The sequence below is a fragment of the Pandoraea anapnoica genome (genome assembly GCF_902459765.1).
In the GTDB taxonomy this organism is placed as follows: domain Bacteria; phylum Pseudomonadota; class Gammaproteobacteria; order Burkholderiales; family Burkholderiaceae; genus Pandoraea; species Pandoraea anapnoica.
Genome location: NZ_CABPSP010000010.1, coordinates 174,749 through 194,078, shown reverse-complemented (window position 1 = coordinate 194,078; position 19,330 = coordinate 174,749). Strand labels below are relative to the sequence as shown.

The window sequence follows — 19,330 nt, the reverse complement described above, 5'->3', positions numbered from 1 at the left end:
AAGAATCAGACCGCCTGGCGACCCTGATTCTGGTTATCGCGTGCGCGCCACTGCTCGTAGCCGCGCTGGCGCAACTGACACGCCGGGCATTCGCCACATCCGTAGCCCCACGGGTGCAGCACGCTGCGCTCGCCCAGATAGCACGTGTGCGTGTCTTCGCGCACGGTCTCGACGAGCACGTCGCCGCCCAGATCCTGCGCCATCTGCCACGTGTCGGCCTTGTCGATCCACATCAGCGGTGTCTCGACGATGAAGCGCTGGTCCATGCCCAGATTGAGCGCGACCTGAAGCGCCTTCATGGTGTCGTCGCGGCAATCGGGGTAGCCCGAGAAATCCGTCTCGCACATGCCGCCAACGAGTACGCGCAAACCTCGGCGATACGCAATGGTCGCACCAATCGTCAGAAACAGCAGATTTCGTCCCGGCACGAAGGTATTCGGCAGATTGTTCGCCGCCATCGCAATCGTGGTTTCGCGTGTGAGCGAGGTTTCGCTGATCTGGCCGAGAATCGACAGGTCGATCATGTGATCGTCGCCCAGTCGCGGTGCCCACTGCGGAAAACGTTCGCGGAGCTTGGCCAGCACGTCGGTGCGGCACTCCAGCTCGACGCTATGGCGCTGGCCGTAATCGAAACCCAGCGTCTCAACGCGCGCGTAGCGCGAGAGCGCCCACGCGAGGCAGGTGGTCGAATCCTGTCCACCGGAGAACAGAACCAGAGCGGAATCGGTGCTTGTCGTCATGATCATGCGCTAGCAGTATCGCCCTTGCCGTCGGAGCATCGAGGCATCGCGACAGCGGGGGCCGGGGCACGCGCTTGCGGCTGCCATCGAAGATCGGACCTTTCGGACATTCGGGACGTACGGACATCGCAGTCTCGAACGTCCCCGGACCTTTCCGGCAACCCGCGTGCGGGAGTTGTCACGCGATTTTGAACCGCGTTGCCCCGCGCAGCTATCGCCGGGCCGTTATACCCATCATCGGGCAGCGTTTTCGGTCAAACGCAAAAAGGGCTTGCGATATGCGCAAGCCCTTCGAATTTGGTGGCCTGGGTCGGAATCGAACCAACGACACGCGGATTTTCAATCCGCTGCTCTACCAACTGAGCTACCGGGCCAAGAGAAAAGCGATTATAGAGAACGAATACGCTTTGTGCAAGCCCTTCATCTAAAAAATCTGCAGCGAAGCGGCATGACGGCACCTTTGCACGCGCCACACCGCCATTCCATCAGGTCTTGCTCTTGGAAAGTTCGACGCCCAGTTGCTTGAGCTTGCGGTACAAGTGCGTGCGTTCCAGCCCGGTCTTCTCGGCCACGCGCGTCATGCTGCCGTGTTCCTTGGCCAGATGGTAAGCAAAGTAAGCGCGTTCGAAGGCGTCGCGGGCTTCGCGCAGCGGGACGTCGAACGAGATGTCCGCCGACATACCCGAACCGGCCAGGCCGCTCACGCCGTCTGCATCGCTCACGCCGAGCGGCACGTGATGCGAGGCCGTACCGTTCAGGCCCGCGCCAGCCTGACGCGGCTCGCTCTCGCCGAAGACACCGGCTTCGAGTGCGTCGTCATCGCCTTCAAAGGCGCTTGCCGCCCCACCGGACGCTTCGCGCTTGCCGCGCGCCAACCCCTGCTCCACCGCCTGCAACAGCTTTTGCAGGGCGATGGGCTTCTCGAGGAAGTTGAGCGCGCCGATCTTCGTCGCCTCGACGGCGGTGTCGATCGTGGCATGTCCGGACATCATGATCACGGGCATGGTCAGCAACTGCTGTGCCGCCCATTCCTTGAGCAAGGTCACGCCGTCGGTATCGGGCATCCAGATGTCGAGCAGCACGAGATCGGGCGTGTGTGCGGCACGGAAAGCGCGCGCTTCCTGCGCGTTCTCCGCCACCTCCACGACATGCCCCTCGTCGCTCAGAATCTCCGAGAGCAGCTCCCGGATCCCCATTTCGTCATCCACCACCAAAATGGTTGCCATTTACGCTACCTTCGTGTGTTCTGCCGGCTTGCTGCGCGGCAGTTCCTGGTCGTCAGCCAATTGAGTAAACAAGATCGAAATCTGTGCACCTGCACTGCCTTCGCCCTCGGGTAAAGACCGGTTACGGATGTCGATACGCGCCTGATGCTCGTCGATGATCTTCTTGACCATCGCCAACCCGAGCCCGGTGCCCTTCGACTTGGTCGTCACGTAGGGTTCGAATGCGCGGGTCAGAATGCGCGCCGGGAAGCCCGGCCCATTGTCCGTGATCGTCAGACGCACTGCCGTGCGCTTCGGTTCGCCGGGATGCACATCCGTTCCTGCGTATTCTACTGTCTTCGTTTCCACCGTGATAAGAGGGTTTTCGGTTCCGCCGACCGCATCTTGAGCATTCTGCAGCAGATTATGGATAACCTGCCGCAATTGCGTCGAGTCTCCGCGAATTTCCGGCAGCTCTGCATCGAGATACGGACGGATCGTGCCACGCCCTTCATCCACACCGTACAACGTCAGGACCTCGCCAATCAGCTCGTTGAGTTGCAGCGGATGCATGATCGCCGGCGGCAACCGCGCATAGTCGCGGAAATCATCCACCATGCGCTTCATCGCCGCCACCTGATTGACGATGGTCGTCGCGCCCTTGCGCAGCACTTCGGCGTCGGCCGGCGGCAGCTTGTCGGACAGCTTCATCTGCAAACGCTCCGCCGAGAGCTGAATCGGCGTGAGCGGATTCTTGATCTCATGCGCCAGACGCCGCGCCACTTCGGCCCACGCCACCGAACGCTGCGCAGAGATCACGTCGCTGATGTCGTCGAACACCACCACGTAGCCGCCGCCTGCCCTGGTCGGCACCCCGGCCACCGCCACCATCGGCTCCGGCAGATGCGAGCCGCGTACCAGCAGCGTCACTCCGTCGGTTTCGCCTGGCAGCGTCAGACCGATTTGCTGCTGCCAGTGCCCGCCCGGGCCGAGGTCGGCATTGGCATCGCGATCGGCGAACGCACGACGCAGCGTTTCACCGAACTCTACCAGCGCCGGAATATGTGCGGGCGAGCGATTCAACTCGCCCTGAAAACTCTGCTTGAAGATGCGCTCGGCGCCGGCGTTGGCCGTCGTCAGTCGGAAATCGCGGTCGAAGACGAACACGCCGGCCGTCAGGCTCGACAGAATGGACTCCAGGTGCGCCTTCGAACTTTCGAGCGCGAGACGGTTGCGCTCAACGGTGGCGCGTGCGTCGGACAATTGACGCGTCATCGCGTTGAACGCCTGCGTCAGGAAGCCCAGTTCGTCATTGGTGCGCACTTCCCCCTTGGGCGACAAGTCGCCTGCCGCGACTTCCTGCGTGCCGCGAGCGAGCAGGAACAGCGGACGCGCCAACTGACTGCCGAGCGCCAGCGCAAGCATCATCGCCACGAAGGTCGCGAGGAACAGCGATAGCGTCAGCGTACCGATGTACATCTTGCGAAGGCCTGTGCGTCCCAGCGCCTTCTCCTGATATTCGCGATAAGCGTTCTGCACGGCCTCGGCGCTCTTGGCCAGATTGGCCGGGACCAACTGGATGACTTGCAGAAACCGTTCGTCGTCCTGCAACGACGACGTGTAACTCGACGGAATGCGGATCACCACCCGCCAGCGCAACTGATCGTGTCCTTCGTGCCGGTCGTAGCCTTCGCTGCCGCCCTCGATAGCCGTGTAGCCACGCGGCTGCGTGCGCGCCTGTCGCAACATCAGCGCCGTGGGCAGATCGGGCACCAGCGCGTTGAAGTTGCCTGAGGCCGAGGCCAGCACACGTCCGTTGCCGTCGACGATGGTCGCGTCCTGCAAACCGAACTGATCTCGCATGCGCAGCAGCGTGAGCGTGCCGCCCTTCTCACCGCTCGACGCCAGATTGTCGGCCACCAGTTGCGCCTTCGCACCCAGATCCGACAGACCGTTGTTCAGAATCGCGCGCCCGAGTTCAAGACCGGAGTCGAGCGCCGTTTCGACCCGCACGTCGAACCACGATTCAATGCTGCGCGAGACAAATTGCAACGACACGAGATAGATGATGCCGCCCGGCAACACGCCTACCAGCGCGAAGAAGATCGCGAGCTTGGCGAGCAGTCGCGTGCCGAAACGTCGCTGGCGCAGCCGCACGAGAATGATCCAGACGAGCGCGCCGACGATGAAGACGAAGATGAATGCGACCGCGATATTCGCGGTGTAGAGCAGCGAGTAGTAGCGATCGAAGAATTCGGTATTGGCCGACGCTAGCGCGAGCAGGCCGAACAGACCGATGGCGACCAGCGCCATCGTGACGATCAGCGTGCGGATGACGATGTGCTTGAGCAGGCCGCTGCCGTTATTTGACACGGGCAGCTCCGGGCGGGAGGGCCGCATTGAAGGCCAGTGGCAATTTTCCCGTCGAACGCGAGGCGGCGTTCGACGGATTCGTCGCATCGAGCGATGCCGTCATTCCCGTCAGGCCCAGGCTCGCAGGCGCGGCGGACGGTGCCAGCGTGATCGGCGCGGCTGCGGCAGAAGCCGATGTCGACGCGGAAGCAGATGCTGCGGCGGGCAGTGCCGCAACCGCCGGCACCGACAAGCCCGCCGATGCCGATGGTTGCGCGGGCGTGAACAAAAAGCGCGTCCAGTCCGAGCTGAGGTTCCAGTCGCGATTGTTCACCGCGTCGATCTGGAACGGCTTGGGCATGAGCGCGTTGTCGAGCCGCATGCGCACCGACACCTGATACTGCGTGCCCGGCTTGGCCACGCCCTTCTCGATCACGCGCCAGCCGCTGACATTGCGCACGAGCGCGAGTGCTTCGCGCAGCGAACCGAAGCCGAGTTGCAGGCCGCCGCTATTGCTGTTGCCGTTATTGCTGGAGACACGATATTGACGCGTGAGCGGCTGGAACCACAACCGCACGCTCTGAGACGTATTCACGACCTTTTCGTCGAACCAGTACCAGCGCGAGCGGGTCAGTTCGAAGTCTGTCGTGAAATAAAGGGAGACGCCGCGATTGACGGCATCTTCGAGACTGTTATTGAGCTCGAAGGCAAAGCGTGCGTCGAGCGACCAGCCGCCGTCCGACGGTTCGAGCCGGGCCTCGCGCACCTGGATTTCGTTTTCGGCGCGCGCGGGTGCCGCGTAGCCGAGCGCAAAAACGCACAGCAGCAGTGGCAGCAGGCAGGCCAGTAGCCGTTGGGAGAAAGTCACCGTTTCTGGAAGCGAGCGTAGTAGAAGCCGTCGTGGGCGCCGCCAGGGGTCATCAGCAATTGCCCGGGAGCGTCCAATCGTACCGCATCTGTGCGAACACGTTCAAACCATTGCGCTTGCTGCTCGTTTTCCGCCGGGAAGACGGAGCACGTCGCATAGATCAGTTCGCCGCCCACGGCCAATGTCTCCCACAGCGCGAGCAGAATCCGGCGCTGCTCTTCGACCAGCGCGGCAATGTCGGCCTCGCGACGTAACCAGCGAATGTCCGGATGACGGCGCACGATGCCCGCTGCCGAACACGGCACGTCGGCCAGAATTCGGTCGAACGGCACGCCGTCCCATCCCCCGCCAGACCATTTCGACGGATTGCCCGCATCGCCGATGCGCACATCCGCATCCAGCCCGAGACGTTCGAGATTCTCGTAGATGCGCGGCACGCGCGTGCGGTCCGATTCGAGCGCCGTGACCTGCACGTTCGCCATTTCCAGCAGATGACCGGTCTTGCCGCCAGGGGCTGCGCAGGCGTCCAGCACGCGCATGCCAGGCGTCGGATGCTCGCCGAGTACCAGCGGCGCAGCCAACTGCGCGCCCGCATCCTGCACCGAAACCCATCCGTCGGCGAAACCGGGCAGACGATCGACCGGCACCGCCTGCGCCAGACGCAGCGCCACCGGGCCGATGACCTCGGCCTCCATGCCAGCCTGCGTCAGCGCCGCCTGCATGGCGTCCACGCTGACACGACGCGTGTTCACGCGCAGCGTCATCGGTCCGCGGCCATTGCCAGCGGCCAGCAGCGTCTCCCATTGGTCGGGATAGGCACGGCGCACGGTGTCGATCCACCACGCCGGGTAATTCCAGCGCGCTTCGGGTTGCGTCTCGATCTGCGCCATCAACGCGCTGCGCTCACGCAGAAAGCGTCGCAGTACCGCGTTGGCCAGCCCCTTCGCCGCCGCCGTGCGACGCTGCGCGGCAATGGCTTCGACCGCCTGATCGACGACCGTAAATTCGGTGTACGCAGCACCTTCGGCATCGTCTTGCAGCAACGCGAGGGCACACAGGAGGATGTCGCGCACGCGTGCCTGCAAGGCCGGCTTGACGAGCACGGCGAGCAGCGCACGGCTGCTGCCCAGACGTCGCACGGCGCGGTAAGCGAGATCCTGTGTGGCGGCACGCACCGTCGGCGCGCACTGGGCGGTGGCTTGCGTCAGCGCCTGCGGCAATGCGGTGCCCTTCTGGACGGATTCGACGACCTGTGCGGCGCGTTGCAGCACATAGGCCAGGGATTCGGTGGGCAGACTCGGTTGCGGCATGGGCGTTCTACAAACAAACATGCCCGCACGACGGCGGGCATGGGAGGGTAACTGGACGGCTGTCGGCCGACAGGATATCAGACGGGATATTGGCCGGTGCGGGCCATCTCCATCAGACGCGCTACGCGCTCTTCAGTCGCCGGGTGCGTCGAGAACAGGTTCGCGAGGCGCCCGCCGGACAGCGGATTCATGATCATCATCTGCGCCGTGGCCGGGTGCTGCTCGGCCGTATCGAACGGAATGCCCTGCGCGTAACGATGGATCTTGTCGAGCGCCATCGCGAGCGACTGAGGGTCGCCGGAGATCTCGGCACCGCCACGGTCGGCTTCGAATTCACGGGCGCGCGAGATCGCCATCTGGATCAGCGAGGCGGCCAGCGGCGCGAGAATCGCCACGGCGATACTGGCGATCGGATTGGCCGGACGGCCGTTTTCGTCGCGTCCACCGAAGAACATCGCGAAGTTGGCGAGGGCGGAAATCGCACCGGCCATCGTGGCGGAAATCGTAGAGATGAGAATGTCACGATGCTTCACGTGGGCCAGCTCGTGCGCCATCACACCACGGAGCTCACGGTCGGAGAGCACGCGCAGAATGCCGGTCGTGGCCGCCACCGCAGCGTTCTCCGGATTGCGGCCGGTCGCGAACGCGTTCGGAGCGTCTTCGTTGATCAGATAGACTTTCGGCATCGGCAGGCCAGCACGCTGCGACAACTCCCGCACCATGTTGTAGAACTGCGGCGCGCTGGTCTCGTCGACTTGCTGCGCGTTGTACATGCGCAGCACCATCTTGTCCGAGAACCAGTACGAAAAGAAATTCATCGCGAGCGCGAACGCCAGCGCAAGCATCATGCCCTGCTTGCCCCCGATCATGCCGCCCACCACCATGAACAACGCGGTGATGGCCGCCATCAGCAGGGTGGTCTTCATCCAATTGAACATAGTGTTCTCCTCTGCAAATCCTTGATGACCTCACAGATCACGCACTTTGCGTGTCCTCGGGCGTTAGATGGCGTCGCTTACCGAAAATTCAACGTCCCCGACACCAGTGTCGACTAATTTTTCAGACGTTCACCGGGTTTGCACGCGACTTCGAAGACGTTTTACGCCATTTTCGCGCTGTTTTGATGTCCGGAACGTCGAATCCCAAAAATCAACCGGAAGGCTCGAAACGCTTAGCTCACCGTGCCGGCCGCAAACACGTCGCCCGTCGCCAGCGCAAAGCCCGTCAGGAACTCCCGCACCGGCAAGCGCTTGCCGCCCGGCTTCTGGCACTCGGTCACGCGCAGCGCGCCGTCGCCGCAGGCGATGACGATGGCGTCAGCGCTCACTTCGAGCACCGTACCGGGGGCAGCGCCCGGTTTGCCCGCCACGGCGTCCGCGCGCCAGAGCTTCACGGGCGTGTTGTGCACCGTGCCCAGCGCACCAGGGAACGGATCGAACGCCCGCACCTGCCGCGCCAGCGTCTCGGCGGGCTTGTGCCAGTCGAGCACCGCTTCCTGCTTGGCGATCTTCTCGGCGTACGTGACGCCCGCCTCGGGCTGCGCTTCCGACGGCAAATGGCCGTCGCGTGCGAGCCGCTGCAACGCCTCGACAATCATCTTTCCGCCCAGCGCCGCCATACGGTCGTGCAGCGTCGCCGTCGTATCGTCGGCACCGATGGGTTCGGCTTCGCGCGAAATCATCGCACCGGTGTCGAGCCCGGCGTCCATCTGCATGATGGTGATGCCGGTCTCGGCGTCGCCCGACTCGATGGCACGGTGAATCGGCGCAGCGCCGCGCCAGCGAGGCAGCAGCGAGCCGTGAATGTTCAGACAGCCGTAGCGCGGCAGATCGAGGACTTCCTGCGGGAGGATCAGGCCGTAGGCCGCCACCACCATGACGTCGGGCGCGAGTGCGCGCAATTGCTCGATGGCCGCTGCCGCTTCTTCCGGATACTTGCCGTTACGACGCAACGACGGCGGCTGCGCCACCGGCATACCGTGTTCCTGCGCGTAGCGTTTGACGGGACTGGCCTGAAGCTTCATACCGCGTCCGGCAGGACGATCTGGCTGAGTAAGCACCAACTCCACGGAGAAGCCAGCGGCATCGATGGCGGCGAGCGCGGTTTGTGCGAATTCCGGTGTACCGGCGAAAACGATGCGAAGCGTCATGATGGACTTCCTCCTGCGTGATGCTGACGTAGTACTGGCGTAATGCCGAGGTGATGCTGATGCAATGCCGGAGGGTGTCCGGCAGACACGACGACTTACTGAACGGCGGCGGGCGCCGCCGAAGCGGTGGAAGCCGTGGCGGGCGTCACCGGTACGAATGCCCGGAAACGCTCGTTCGTGTCACCCGCGCGGCCGCCCTGCCAGATCTCGCGCCAGGCGTCCGGCACCGCGATGCGAGACGCCGCTTTGTCGAGTACCAGCAGCGTGTCGCAGCGTGAAGCGTCGTCGAGACTCGGTAGCTGCACCGGGCGCACGTCGATGAAATAGTCGAGCATTGCCCGTTCCGATTCGCCCACGTTGAACGATCCGATGCAAGTGCTCGCTCCGGATGCACCTACCTGCGTCGCATTCGTTGCCTTCATGGCCTTCGTTGCTCGCGGCACTTGCGAGAGCGCCTCGTGCAACGCGGCGAATGGTGTGCGATAGCTGCGCGCTTCGTTGACCCACGGCAGCAGTAGCGTCGAGAGCGTTCCCCAGACGAACATCAGCCCCGCGAAACCGAACACGAGTGCGCCGAGTGCACGGCGATGCACGATGGCCGTCACCCACAATGCCGCGATCACGAGGCCTGCGAGGAACAACCCCGGCGAGAACGGCAGCACGTAATCGAGCGGCAACCATTTGCCGATCGGACCTGCAGCGACATGCCCGTTCCCGGTCAGTTGCAGCCCCCAACGCACCCAGAGGAACACGCCGAGCACGCTCATGAGCACCAGCGCCACGCCCGACCACGTCCTCTCCAGCCACGTCGGCAGACGCACGCCTGCGCCCAGCACGGCGATGGCCGGGAAGAGCGGCAACATATAGATATCGCGGATGGCCGACGACACCACCAGCGTCAACACGAACAGCACGGCGTACAGCCACAGCATGGCGAGTTCCGGCCGTTCGTCGACAAAGCGTCGCAGACGTCTGCCCGTGCCTTGGCGCAGCTGCGAAATCAACGCCCCCACGGCAAGCCAGCCCGCCGGAAAAGTCAGCCCGAGCAAGCTGGTCACGTCGTTCCAGTACGACTTGCGCTCGCCCCCGAGATGCACAAAGCCGAAAAACCGGCCGAAGTTGTTATCCCAAAACCATTCGACGAACAGCGGCTCGGACGCGTGCCAGAACAGCATCGGCCAGACGATCAGCCACGGCAGCGATGCAAGCAACGCCCAGCCGAGCGCCGCCGCGTAACGACGCGTGCGATACGCGGGCAACAGGGAGGCAGTGAGCGCCGTGAGACCCAGCACACCGGGCACGAGCAAGCCTTTGCTGAGGAACGCAATGCCAGCCCCCGTACCGAAGAGCAGCCCCCACAAACGAGCGGAATTCTCGGCCCGGGCCAGACGCGCGAGCGCCGCCAGCGCGAGTGCGGCGCCAGCCAGTTGCGGCACGTCGGCCGTCAGTTTGTGAATGTTCTCGATGGCGCCGAAGCTGCCGACCATCAGGATCGGCGCGAGCCAGTTGAAGGTGTCGGAACGATAGACGCGCTGCGCCAGACGTCCTACGCAGATCACCGCAATGACGAGCCACGCGAGCACCGCGAACTGCGCACCCTGGAACACCGGCAGCACGGCGGAAGTCGCGCGCGCGAAAATCGCCCCCGTCCAGTACATGACGGGCGGCTTCTCGACGAACGGATCGGCGGCCACACGTGGCACGATCAGATCGTGACCCCGGAAGAAGTTGAGCACCATGCCGACCGAATACGGTTCGTCGGCTTTCCAGGGGTCGCGATCAAACAGGCCCGCGAGCAGGAACGCGAACAGTAGTGCGGCGCTCAGCCAGAAAACAAAACGGGTACGGGAAGACGGCGTAGGCGTGGCGATGGACATCTCGTCAGACAGTCGGGGTGATTGGCCCGACGGCAGACGTTCGAGACGCCCCGTCGCAGCAGCAGAAGGGGCGCATGGCCCGCGAGCGCTGCAAGTATAGAGGACTTTACCGGGCGCGCCCAAGCCTGATGGTACGCGACCGATGAGGTGCGTCGTGGTGTTCAGGCGCGTTCGGCCTGCTTCTTCATCTTCGCCTTGATGCGGTTGCGCTTGAGCGGCGAGAGGTACTCGACGAACACGCGTCCCTTGAGGTGGTCCATCTCGTGCTGAATGCACACGGCGAGCAGATCGTCGGCGTCGATGACGAACTTCTCGCCCTTCTCGTCGAGTGCTTCGACGCGCACACGATCAGCGCGCTCGACTTCGTCGTAAATGCCCGGCACGGAGAGGCAGCCCTCTTCGTAGACCTTTTGTTCGTCGCTACGCCACACGATCTTCGGATTGATGAACACACGCAGCTCGTCGCGCGTTTCCGAGAGGTCCATCACGATGACCTGCTCGTGCACGTCGACCTGCGTGGCCGCGAGGCCGATGCCGGGGGCGTCGTACATGGTCTCGGCCATGTCCTTGACGAGTTGACGGATCCGGTCGTCCACCACAGCGACCGGCTTGGCCACCTTGTGCAGACGGGGATCGGGATATTGAAGAATTGTCAGTAATGCCATGATGAAAACGGGAATTCGCCGCATTGCCCTGCGGGCGGCCGCACACGCAAAATCATGTGATCACGCAGGCGTACGGCAATGTCTGTCGCGCGCCTCGTCTGCTATGGCCCCCCGGTCAATGCTTACCGGATGATGAAAAATTTTAGCATAGCGCTATCGTCGACGCTGGCGGCCGACGCGCCCCCGGCCACTCGTGACGCCCGTCCCGCCTGCCTCACGCGCCATTCCTGGACGTCGGGGAACGAACATTCCTCCCACTTCGAGGTGACGCGCCCCGATGTACAGATCGGTGCGGACCGGGAGGAAATCAAGGACTGGTTGCGCCTGTGCCACACGCCGGGCGTGCCAGCAGCGGCGGTCCGACGCCTGCTGGCCGCCTTTGGTCCGCCCGACGCGATCTTCGGGGCGTCGCGCGGCGCGTTGTCCGACGTGGTGCCGGTGGACGTCGTCGGGCGGTTGCTGGCGCATACGTCTGCCGAATTGTCGACGCAAATCGCCGCCACGCTCGAATGGGCGGATCGACCGGGATGCGCCGTCCTCACTCTGTCCGAAACCGCCTATCCGCGCGCGTTGCTGACGCTCGGCGACGCGCCGCCGATCCTGTACTGCCGGGGAGACGTGACGCTAGCCAACCGGTCGGGAGACGGCGGCGAGCGTGCCGTGGCCATTGTCGGCAGCCGTCGCGCCTCGCTACAGGGACGCGACAACGCACAGCACTTCGCACGGGTACTGGGGGATGCCGGTTTCGCCGTCGTATCAGGACTCGCCGCCGGGATCGACGCGGCCGCCCATGAAGGGGCAATGGAGACGTCCGGGGGCACGTGTGCGGTCGTCGGCACCGGCGCGGACATCGTCTACCCAACGCGTCATCGCGCACTGGCCGAAAAGATCGCCGAACGGGGCCTGATGCTGTCCGCGTTTCCGATCGCCACGCCGCCCCGGCCCGAGCACTTCCCCCGTCGCAACCGGCTGATCGCGGCACTCGCCCGGTGTACGGTCGTCATCGAAGCGACGGCGCACTCCGGCTCGCTCATCACAGCGCGCCTTGCCGGCGAATTAGGACGCGACGTCCTTGCCGTGCCCGGATCCATCCACTCGCCGCACAGTCAGGGCTGCCATGTGCTCATTCGGGACGGGGCCACTCTCGTCGCTTCGCCGGACGACGTGCTTGAAGCCCTCGGTATGACGCCATCCGCCCCGGCGCACCCCGTCTGTGGCGAGCGCAAGCGTCGGCACCGTCCCTCACCCTCCCGGGCGGGCGGCCCAACGCCGGATCACGGCAAACGGATCGCTCAAGGCCACAATGACGGGAACGCGCCACCCCCACCGAGTGTCCACGTCTGCCCGAAGCAAGAAAAGGCAAACGTGAGCACGGTCGGAGCGACAGACTCCCCGGCGGGCACGACAGCGGTTCTGAAGGCGCTGGGGTATGATCCCGTCAACGCGGACACCCTCTGCGAGCGCACCGGCCTCGGTATTGCCGACGTGCTGGCGCAACTGGGCGCACTGGAACTCGGCGGCCATGTCGCCCGTCTGCCGGGCGGCCGGTTCAGCCGACTGACTTTAGCCGACTGATTCCGGCCCAATGAAGTCCTGCTACGAGGGTCAAACAACGCGCATCTGCCCGTCACCCCCCAAAACACAGCAACCGATATCACCGACACCATGCCCGTTTTCGATCCCGTCGCCGACCGTTCTGCACTGGCTGCCGCGCTGGCCGCGGGCAACACGCGTCTCGTGGCCTGTCTGTGCGCGGAGTGGTGCGGCACCTGCCGAGAATACGCGCAAACCTTCGAGCAATTGGCCGCGAAGCATCCCGAGCTATGTTTCGTCTGGGTGGATATCGAAACGCACGCCGACTGGCTCGACGACCACGACATCGAGAATTTCCCGACATTACTGGTTCAGGATGCACCCCAATCGGCCGGTCAGGCCCGCTTCTTCGGCCCGGTGCTGCCGGCCATCGGGATTCTCGAGCGCATGCTCGACGCCGATGTACTGGGCAACGCCACGGTCGCGGCCCCCGCGCTGCGCGAGCATCTGCGCGCCGCATGAGCCTGCGTCGGCCCCACCCTTGCCGACGGCTTGCGACGCGCTTATGATGTGCCGCTTTCAGGCACGCCTTGTGCCCGATCCGACGGCAACGCCGGATTGGCTATATGTTATAAAGCCAACGAATGTCGCCTGGCGACACCCCCTCAACATTACCTAACGTCATGTCAAAAGCTCTGATCATTGCCGAGAAACCGTCCGTCGCGAATGACATCGCGCGGGCGCTGGGCGGCTTTACCAAGCATGACGAGTACTTCGAGAGCGACGATTACGTCGTCTCGTCGGCGGTTGGCCACCTCGTCGAAATCGGCGCGCCGGAAGACTATGAAGTCAAACGCGGCAAGTGGAGCTTCGCCAACCTTCCCGTGATTCCCCCGCACTTCGACCTCAAGCCGATTGCCAAGAGCGAGTCGCGTCTGAAGGTGCTCACCCGCCTCATCAAGCGCAAGGACGTCGATGTCCTGATCAACGCCTGTGACGCGGGGCGCGAAGGGGAACTGATTTTCCGTCTGATCGCCCAGCACGCGAAGGCCAAGCAACCGGTCCAGCGCCTGTGGCTTCAGTCGATGACGCCGCAATCGATTCGCGACGGCTTCAAGCGTCTGCGCACCGACAGCGACATGCTCCCGCTGGCCGATGCCGCGCGCAGCCGTGCCGAAGCCGACTGGCTGGTCGGCATCAATGGCACGCGCGCCATGACGGCGTTCAACAGCAAGGGCGGCGGCTTCTTCCTGACGACGGTCGGCCGCGTGCAGACGCCGACCCTGTCGATCGTGGTCGAGCGCGAAGAGAAGATCCGCAAGTTCGTGTCGCGCGACTACTGGGAAGTCAAAGCCGAGTTCGTCGCCGCAGCGGGCTTCTACGAAGGCCGCTGGTTCGACCCGAATTTCAAGCGCAACGAATTCGATCCCGAGCAGCGCGATTCGCGTCTGTGGAGCGTGGCGGCCGCTGAGTCGGTCGTCGCCGCCGTGCGCGGCAAGCACGGCACCGTCACGGAAGAGTCGAAGCCGTCGAGCCAGCTCTCGCCGCTGCTGTTCGATCTGACCAGCTTGCAGCGCGAAGCCAATAGCCGCTTCGGTTTCTCCGCAAAGAACACGCTCGGTCTGGCGCAGGCGCTGTACGAAAAGCACAAGGTGCTGACGTACCCGCGTACCGACGCACGCGCGCTGCCGGAAGACTACCTGGAGACCGTCAAGGAAACGATGACGGTGCTCAAGGAGAGCAACAACTATCACCAGTTCGCCAATCAGGTCCTGAACAAGGGCTGGGTCAAGCCGAACAAGCGGATCTTCGACAACAGCAAGATCAGCGATCACTTCGCCATCATCCCGACGCTGCAGGCGCCGAAGAACCTCTCCGAGCCGGAGCAGAAGCTGTACGACCTCGTGGTTAAGCGCTTCCTGGCAGTGTTCTTCCCGGCCGCCGAGTATCAAGTGACGACCCGCATCACGGAAGTGGTCGGACATCACTTCAAGACCGAAGGCAAGGTGCTCGTGCAGGCCGGTTGGCTCGCCATCTACGGCAAGGAAGGCGCAGACGACGGCAAGGACGCGAAGGACACCAAGGAAGACCAGCCGAATCTCGTGCCGGTCGCCAAGGATGAAAAGGTCGGCGTCGACAAGGTCGCGGCGGTCGGTCTGCAAACCAAGCCGCCTGCGCGCTACAGCGAAGCCACGCTGCTTTCCGCCATGGAAGGCGCGGGCAAGCTCGTGGAAGACGGCGAGTTGCGCGAAGCGATGGCGGGCAAGGGCCTGGGCACACCAGCTACGCGCGCGGCCATCATCGAAGGCTTGTTGACGGAAAAGTACCTCGTGCGCGAAGGCCGCGAGCTGCATCCGACGGCCAAGGCGTTCCAGTTGATGACGCTCCTGCGCGGCCTGGGCGTGGACGAACTGACGCTGCCGGAACTCACCGGCGAATGGGAGGCCAAGCTCTCGCAGATCGAGCGCGGCGGCCTCAAGCGCGACGAGTTCATGCACGAAATCGCGCAAATGACGCAGACTATCGTCAAGCGCGCGAAGGAATACGATTCCGACACCATCCCCGGCGATTACGCGACGCTCGCGACGCCGTGTCCGCACTGCGGCGGTGTGGTCAAGGAAAACTACCGCCGTTTCGCCTGCACGAACTGCAACTTCTCGATCTCGAAGATCCCGGGCGGACGTCAGTTCGAAATTCCGGAAGTCGAAGAGCTGCTGCAGAACAAGACGATCGGGCCGCTGTCGGGCTTCCGCAGCAAGATGGGACGTCCGTTCTCGGCCATCATCAAGCTCTCCCCCGATGACGAAATGGGCTACAAGCTCGAATTCGACTTCGGTCAGGACAACGGTGACGAAGATGGCGAAGCCCCGGACTTCACGGGTCAGGAGCCGGTCGGCCATTGCCCGAAGTGCAACGGTCGCGTGTTCGAGCACGGTATGCGTTACGTGTGCGAAAACGCCGTGGCGAATCCGAAGACTTGCGACTTCACGTCGGGCAAGGTGATTCTCCAGCAGGAAATCACGCGCGAGCAGATTCACAAGCTGCTCACCGAGGGCAAGACGGACTTGCTGACGAACTTCAAGTCGTCGCGCACCGGTCGCACGTTCAAGGCGTATCTGGCCAAGCAGAAGGACGGCAAGATCGGCTTCGAATTCGAGGCGAAAGCCCCGAAGAAGACCGCAGCGAAGGCCACTGACGGCGACGCGAAGGGTGACGAAGGCGACGAGAAGGCCGCTCCGGCACGCAAGACGGCGTCGAAGACCGCAGCGTCCAAGGCACCGGCCAAGAAGGCGGCCGCGAAGAAGACGACGGCGAAGGCCAAACCGGCGACCAAGAAGGCAGCATCGAAATCCGACGACGCCGCCTTCGACGAAGACGACGCACCGTTCTAAGTACGTCACTCGTGCGATGAGGCCCTGCGGCTTCATCGGTTCGGGCAATGAAAAACGGCCACCTCCTCACGGAAGTGGCCGTTTTGCTATCTGAAGCCAGCGGCTAACGTTGCGTTTGGCCTCGTTAGGCTGCGTTACATCTGAATTTCGGTGGCGGAATTCGTCGACATCTTGGGCGGCACCCAGCGCTCGGCGGCCGAAATGCCTTCGTTCTGTCGGAAGTACTCGACTGTCAGGTCAATGAAGCCACGCGTCTTTGCCGACAGATACTTGCGGCTCGGGTAGACGAGCGAGACGTCGATGGGCGTCTGCGAATAGTTGCGCATCAGCGCCACCAGATCGCCGTCGCGCACATCGTTACCCACCAGATACGACGGCAGGAACGCGATCCCATGCCCGAGCAACACCGACTGACGTAGCAGCGCCGTGTTGTTGCAGATGAGCTTGTTCTGCACGCGCACACGCACTTCGCCGTCCGGGCCGGCAAACACGCGGTCGTCGCTCCAGAACTCGCTGGGCAGGCCCAGCACGCCGTGCTCGCCCAGCTCTTGCGGCGTGACCGGCTCGCCATGTTCGGCGATATACGCGGGCGAAGCGCACAGCATCACACGCGTCTCCGCGAGCACGCGCGAAATCAGGCTTTCGCTGTTGATCATGCGCGTGAGCAAAATGCCGCAGTCGTAACCTTCTTCGACCAGATCGACGGCCCTGTCGGTCAACGTGAGATCGACTACGACCTTCGGGTGCAGCTCCTGATACTTCTTGACCAGCGGTGCGAGGTTGCGCACCCCGAACGACACGGGTGCGACGACCTTCAAAGTGCCTTTGGGGTCACGTGACGCACTGGAGATGAGTGCATCGGCCTCGTCGACTTCGTCGATGATCTGCCTGCAGCGTTCGAGATACACCTGACCGGCGCCGGTCAGGGACAGGCTGCGGGTGGTGCGGTTGAGCAAGCGAACGCCGAGATGCGATTCGAGTTCTGCGACGTGCCGCGTGACCACAGCGGCGGACAAATCCATCTGGGCGGCTGTACGGGCGAAACTCCCGTTATCGGCCACTTTGACGAAAACGCGCATCGATTGCAGACGGTCCATGTTGTTTCCAATCGTGATGTGCCGCGTCGTTCCGGCAGAAGCGCATATGGGCGTATGCGCGTATGGGCAGACCGGCGAGCTGCCAGCACTGCGGATACCTGGGGGAAACTCGCTAAAACCCGCGGGCACCGGTCGGACCGCCGCCCCGGCGGTTCCGGGGCGAGCCTCGCGCGTGCCGCCAGGACTGTCGACACGGCGGGGACTTCAATAAGGCGCTAGCTTACCGTAGACGACAAAAAATTGCCTGCCGCGACAATGATTTCGGTGCACTTCAGGCGTGCCACGTGCGCATCGCGACGCAAGAATCCACTTCCAATGCGGCAATTCGCGCAACGACGTCCCGCATTACAGGCATCTCACGCGGCTTGCGTGCCGCCGACAAAGCTGTTTGACGCAGGTCACGGCGTGCCGCGCGTGGCAGGGCTAGAGTCGAGTGTCTCCTATTGTTTCGGGCCTCGTCATGAACCTTCTTCCCATTTTGTCGACGCCTTGCGCCGGTTCGCCTGACGATCCGCATGCCAGCAAACCGTGTCCGGGCTGCACGTCCCGCAATTTGGGAGAGGATCCCGGGCATTCTCGCTGCCAGTCCCGCGCAGCGGCGTCCTCCCGCACAGCGCTACCGTCTCCGGCCTCGGCCAGTCCCGTTCAGTTCGACGCACGTCTGCTCAGCCGTTACAACGTGAACGGACCGCGCTACACCTCGTATCCGACCGCGCTGCAATTCCACGACGATTTCGGCGTCGGCGACTACGCCCGCGCCGCCGCGCAGTCCAAGCGCACCGGCAAACCGATATCGCTGTATCTGCACGTGCCATTTTGCGACACGGTGTGCTTCTACTGCGCGTGCACCAAGATCGTGACGAACAACCGCGCGCATGCACACGCCTACGTGGCGCGTCTTCACGCGGAAATTGTGCGTCAGGCGTCGTTGGTCGGTGCGGGCCGCACGCTCGCACAGATGCACTGGGGCGGCGGCACCCCGACGTTCCTCTCACTGGAACAGATCGCCTCGCTCGTCGACGCGATCAGCCGTCACTTCGTGATGACGCCCGACGACAGCGCCGAATACGCCATCGAGATCGATCCGCGCAGCGCGGGACCGGCGTCCATTCGCGCGCTGCGAGCCCTCGGCTTCAACCGGCTTTCCATCGGCGTGCAGGACTTCGATCCGCGCGTTCAGGAGGCGATTCATCGCGTGCAGCCTCGCGCGCTCGTCGAAGCGACGCTGCACGCTGCACGCAGCTGCGGCTTCAAGTCAGTCAATTTCGATCTGATCTACGGCCTGCCGCATCAGACGACCGCGTCCTTCTCGAATACGCTCGATGCCGTCATCGAGATGGCCCCGGAGCGTTTGTCGGTCTTCAGTTACGCGCATCTGCCCGAGCAGTTCAAAATGCAGCGCTGTCTGCCCGACGCGCTCCCGGACGGTCCCGAAAAACTCGCGCTGCTGCAAACGATCATCGCGCGGCTGACGGCGGCCGGTTACGTCTACATCGGCATGGATCACTTCGCGCGCCCCGACGACGAACTCGCCGTCGCGCAAGCGGCCGGTACGCTGCATCGCAACTTCCAGGGTTACAGCACGCGGGCGGATTGCGATCTCATCGGTGTCGGCATGTCGGCCATCGGCCGTGTCGGCGACAGCTATGCGCAGAATGCCAAGACGCTCAAAACGTATTACGACGCCATCGACGCGGGCGGTCTAGCGATTGCGCGCGGCGTGCAACTCGATCGGGACGACCACATCCGGCGCGATGTCATCTCGCACCTCATGTGTCATATGACGCTGGATTTCAGCGCGATCGAAGCCGCCCACGACATCGACTTCGTCGCTTACTTCGCGAGCGAACTCGGCGAGCTGGCCGATCTCGCGGCAGACGGGCTCGTGGCCATCGACGCGCACGGACTACGCGTGCTGCCTGCCGGACGCCTACTCGTGCGGGTAGTGGCACAAGTGTTCGACGGCTACCGCCGCAGCACCGCCAACACGCGATGCGCCAAGGTCATGTGACGTCGACAGAGCGGCGGTGCCGGGCCAGGCGAACCGTCGCATGAAAGCAAAACGCCCGATGGGATCTCCACCGGGCGTTTTTCATTTTCGACGGCATCGATCATTCTTCGATGCCGTGTTCGAATACTTCG

13 protein-coding genes, 1 tRNA gene and 1 pseudogene are annotated in these 19,330 nt (G+C 63.7%); 4 read left to right on the top strand and 11 right to left on the bottom strand.

Annotated elements, in window-relative coordinates; genetic code table 11:
* Nucleotides 1-5: 5 nt before the first annotated feature.
* The 10 genes and pseudogenes from queC to def form a co-directional block, all read right to left on the bottom strand.
* Nucleotides 6-746: a 7-cyano-7-deazaguanine synthase QueC gene (gene queC / locus PAN31117_RS17190; protein ID WP_150739264.1), complete on the bottom strand. Its 741-nt coding sequence runs from the start codon at nt 744-746 to the stop codon at nt 6-8.
* 292 nt (nt 747-1,038) lie between these two features.
* Nucleotides 1,039-1,114: transfer RNA gene (locus PAN31117_RS17185), tRNA-Phe, on the bottom strand.
* 111 nt (nt 1,115-1,225) lie between these two features.
* Nucleotides 1,226-1,966, bottom strand: coding sequence for a response regulator (locus tag PAN31117_RS17180; protein WP_150739263.1), 741 nt, complete (start codon nt 1,964-1,966; stop codon nt 1,226-1,228).
* On the bottom strand, nt 1,967-4,345 hold the full coding sequence (locus PAN31117_RS17175) for a sensor histidine kinase (RefSeq protein WP_281349199.1): 2,379 nt from the start codon (nt 4,343-4,345) through the stop codon (nt 1,967-1,969).
* A gap of 223 nt (nt 4,346-4,568) precedes the next feature.
* Nucleotides 4,569-5,165 (bottom strand): annotated as a pseudogene (locus PAN31117_RS17170) (DUF4390 domain-containing protein); the annotation flags it as partial.
* The gene (gene rsmB, locus PAN31117_RS17165) at nt 5,162-6,475 is read right to left on the bottom strand and encodes a 16S rRNA (cytosine(967)-C(5))-methyltransferase RsmB (protein ID WP_150739260.1); all 1,314 of its coding nucleotides are present in this window, start codon (nt 6,473-6,475) and stop codon (nt 5,162-5,164) included. The gene rsmB and the pseudogene PAN31117_RS17170, both read right to left, overlap by 4 nt.
* Nucleotides 6,476-6,552: 77 nt before the next feature.
* Nucleotides 6,553-7,413, bottom strand: coding sequence for a zinc metalloprotease HtpX (gene htpX / locus PAN31117_RS17160; protein WP_039394597.1), 861 nt, complete (start codon nt 7,411-7,413; stop codon nt 6,553-6,555).
* A 233-nt stretch (nt 7,414-7,646) separates the two neighbouring features.
* Nucleotides 7,647-8,624, bottom strand: coding sequence for a methionyl-tRNA formyltransferase (gene fmt, locus PAN31117_RS17155; RefSeq protein ID WP_150739259.1), 978 nt, complete (start codon nt 8,622-8,624; stop codon nt 7,647-7,649).
* Nucleotides 8,625-8,719: 95 nt separating this feature from the next.
* Nucleotides 8,720-10,501 carry an ArnT family glycosyltransferase gene (locus PAN31117_RS17150; RefSeq protein WP_150739258.1) on the bottom strand — a complete coding sequence of 594 codons (1,782 nt, stop codon included), beginning with the start codon at nt 10,499-10,501 and terminating at the stop codon, nt 8,720-8,722.
* A 161-nt stretch (nt 10,502-10,662) separates the two neighbouring features.
* On the bottom strand, nt 10,663-11,166 hold the full coding sequence (gene def, locus PAN31117_RS17145; RefSeq protein ID WP_150739257.1) for a peptide deformylase: 504 nt from the start codon (nt 11,164-11,166) through the stop codon (nt 10,663-10,665).
* 264 nt (nt 11,167-11,430) lie between these two features.
* Here def and dprA point away from each other — a divergent pair, with 264 nt between their 5' ends.
* The 3 genes from dprA (at nt 11,431) to PAN31117_RS17130 (ending at nt 16,091) form a co-directional block, all read left to right on the top strand.
* Nucleotides 11,431-12,741 carry a DNA-processing protein DprA gene (gene dprA, locus PAN31117_RS17140; protein ID WP_246189144.1) on the top strand — a complete coding sequence of 437 codons (1,311 nt, stop codon included), beginning with the start codon at nt 11,431-11,433 and terminating at the stop codon, nt 12,739-12,741.
* Between the two features lie 90 nt (nt 12,742-12,831).
* Nucleotides 12,832-13,221 (top strand): thioredoxin family protein, encoded by a 390-nt coding sequence (locus PAN31117_RS17135; protein ID WP_150739256.1) that lies wholly within the window; start codon nt 12,832-12,834, stop codon nt 13,219-13,221.
* A gap of 161 nt (nt 13,222-13,382) precedes the next feature.
* Nucleotides 13,383-16,091, top strand: coding sequence for a DNA topoisomerase III (locus tag PAN31117_RS17130; RefSeq protein ID WP_150739255.1), 2,709 nt, complete (start codon nt 13,383-13,385; stop codon nt 16,089-16,091).
* A 134-nt stretch (nt 16,092-16,225) separates the two neighbouring features.
* On the opposite strand, the gene PAN31117_RS17125 is transcribed toward PAN31117_RS17130, so the two are convergent.
* Nucleotides 16,226-17,188: a LysR family transcriptional regulator gene (locus PAN31117_RS17125; protein ID WP_150739254.1), complete on the bottom strand. Its 963-nt coding sequence runs from the start codon at nt 17,186-17,188 to the stop codon at nt 16,226-16,228.
* A gap of 460 nt (nt 17,189-17,648) precedes the next feature.
* Here PAN31117_RS17125 and hemN point away from each other — a divergent pair, with 460 nt between their 5' ends.
* Entirely contained in the window at nt 17,649-19,199 is a 1,551-nt protein-coding gene (gene hemN / locus PAN31117_RS17120) for an oxygen-independent coproporphyrinogen III oxidase (RefSeq protein ID WP_246189143.1), read from the top strand.
* Nucleotides 19,200-19,330 lie beyond the last annotated feature (131 nt).

Bases quoted from the DNA above. Each gene is read 5' to 3' on its own strand.
- PAN31117_RS17135 (WP_150739256.1), top strand. From the start codon at position 12,832: ATGCCCGTTTTCGATCCCGTCGCCGACCGTTCTGCACTGGCTGCCGCG.
- rsmB (WP_150739260.1), bottom strand. From the start codon at position 6,475: ATGCCGCAACCGAGTCTGCCCACCGAATCCCTGGCCTATGTGCTGCAA.
- PAN31117_RS17130 (WP_150739255.1), top strand. From the start codon at position 13,383: ATGTCAAAAGCTCTGATCATTGCCGAGAAACCGTCCGTCGCGAATGAC.
- PAN31117_RS17180 (WP_150739263.1), bottom strand. From the start codon at position 1,966: ATGGCAACCATTTTGGTGGTGGATGACGAAATGGGGATCCGGGAGCTG.
- queC (WP_150739264.1), bottom strand. From the start codon at position 746: ATGATCATGACGACAAGCACCGATTCCGCTCTGGTTCTGTTCTCCGGT.
- PAN31117_RS17175 (WP_281349199.1), bottom strand. From the start codon at position 4,345: ATGCGGCCCTCCCGCCCGGAGCTGCCCGTGTCAAATAACGGCAGCGGC.
- def (WP_150739257.1), bottom strand. From the start codon at position 11,166: ATGGCATTACTGACAATTCTTCAATATCCCGATCCCCGTCTGCACAAG.
- PAN31117_RS17150 (WP_150739258.1), bottom strand. From the start codon at position 10,501: ATGTCCATCGCCACGCCTACGCCGTCTTCCCGTACCCGTTTTGTTTTC.
- PAN31117_RS17125 (WP_150739254.1), bottom strand. From the start codon at position 17,188: ATGGACCGTCTGCAATCGATGCGCGTTTTCGTCAAAGTGGCCGATAAC.
- hemN (WP_246189143.1), top strand. From the start codon at position 17,649: ATGAACCTTCTTCCCATTTTGTCGACGCCTTGCGCCGGTTCGCCTGAC.
- fmt (WP_150739259.1), bottom strand. From the start codon at position 8,624: ATGACGCTTCGCATCGTTTTCGCCGGTACACCGGAATTCGCACAAACC.
- htpX (WP_039394597.1), bottom strand. From the start codon at position 7,413: ATGTTCAATTGGATGAAGACCACCCTGCTGATGGCGGCCATCACCGCG.